The organism is Paenibacillus sp. EB106-04-04-XG159 (genome assembly GCF_058791835.1).
Genome location: NZ_JBYTDY010000041.1, coordinates 1 through 1,558, shown reverse-complemented (window position 1 = coordinate 1,558; position 1,558 = coordinate 1). Strand labels below are relative to the sequence as shown.

Here is a 1,558-nt window from a genome sequence, read left to right as displayed (position 1 = left end):
TCTAGAGTAAAGGGCTGGCTTCCCAGCCCCTCCTCATCAAACCGTACGTGAAGTTTTCCTTCATACGGCTTTCCGATGTTCGTCTTTCATGAGCATGCGGATTACAAGAGCGTTTTCAATCCCATTTGCCTCGTAAGTGATTTTATCTCCGCTATTGAGCTTATCCATCGTCTTCGCTGTCTCTTTCGTGCATACCAACGACCAAAGCGCTGCAGGATATACCAGTCCAACTTTGCTAACTTTAGTTGGCTATAAGAGGTGTAGTAGTAATTACGCCATCCTTGTATCTTGGGATTAAGCCATTCAATATGTTCTTGAATACTCTTCCCTCGCATGCTCGGTGGCGCTAGTCGTTCTTTTACTACTTCACGTATTCGCTCTTCCGCTTTCTTCGTCAGCCACTGTTGGGTCGTGTAATAACCTTGTCCTGTTGATGTTTCTGCTCTCGTCTTGCGATGGTGCATTCCTAGAAAGTCGAATCCTTCTTTTCCTGTCCACAGCCCTACGATTCTTGTCTTGGTTGGATGCAGCGTTAATTCTAGGCGCTTCATAATCGCGTGTATGAGTTTGTATGCCTGTTCTGCATCCCTTTTCGTTTTGCAAACGACGACAAAATCATCCGCATACCGCGTGAGTTCCCCTAGGCTACAGCCATGTTTATCCCATAGCACATCGAAATAGTTCAGATAGATGTTTGCTAATAACGGTGATATGACTCCACCTTGTGGTGTTCCCAAATCTGAGCGTCTCACTTGGCCTTCCTCCATGACTCCTGCTGTTAGCCACTTTCGTACAAGCTTCAAGATTCGTCTGTCGCTAACTCTCATTTCTACTAGCTTCATTAACTTCTCTTGATTGATGTTGTCGAAGTAGCCTTGGATGTCGACGTCGACCACCCAATTCCCTTTTCGGTTGCAGGCTTTTCGGATTCGGTCTAACGCTCCTTTCGCACTTCGTTTGGGACGAAACCCAAACGATGCTTCTTGGAAGTCCACCTCAAATATTGGTTCTATTACTAACTTAGTTGCCATCTGTATGACACGGTCTCGGACGGTCGGTATACCAAGAGGTCTTTGCTTCCCATCCTTCTTCGGAATATATTGTCGGCGTACAGGCTGTGGATGGTAACTTCCTTCTTTCAGAAGCTTGTGGCATTCTAGAATGAATAGGTGCTCTCCTCTTTCTTCAATTTCTTTTAGCATCTGTCCATCTACACCTGCTGCGCCCTTGTTTGCACGAACTCTCCGCCATGCTTCAAGCAGTATATCCTTCCGATAAACCTTGTCATACAGTGCATGAAATCTTCGCTTCTTGTTTTCCTTGGCTGCATGACCTAGCTTCTCTTGGAGTTGTTGAACGTTTTCCTTTGGTGTTGTTAGCCGTTTGGCATTCACTAACTCGTACCTCCTTAAGAAACATGAACAAAGCAAGGCTCCTTCCCTCTCGCAGGTTATGTTGTCCTGCGATTCCTCAGTACTATGAGCCCCTCGGACTCCCTTCCTGCGAATGACTCACTTCACCTGCTGGTTTATAGAGCATCCTCTTACAGTTTTTTTTT

At 45.8% G+C, this 1,558-nt stretch carries 1 protein-coding gene; it reads right to left on the bottom strand.

Going from position 1 to position 1,558, the window contains the following annotated elements; genetic code table 11:
* Nucleotides 1-101 precede the first annotated feature (101 nt).
* Nucleotides 102-1,394, bottom strand: a complete 1,293-nt coding sequence (gene ltrA, locus AC3WTP_RS23255) for a group II intron reverse transcriptase/maturase (protein ID WP_492397003.1) — start codon at nt 1,392-1,394, stop codon at nt 102-104.
* Between the last annotated feature and the right edge of the window lie 164 nt (nt 1,395-1,558).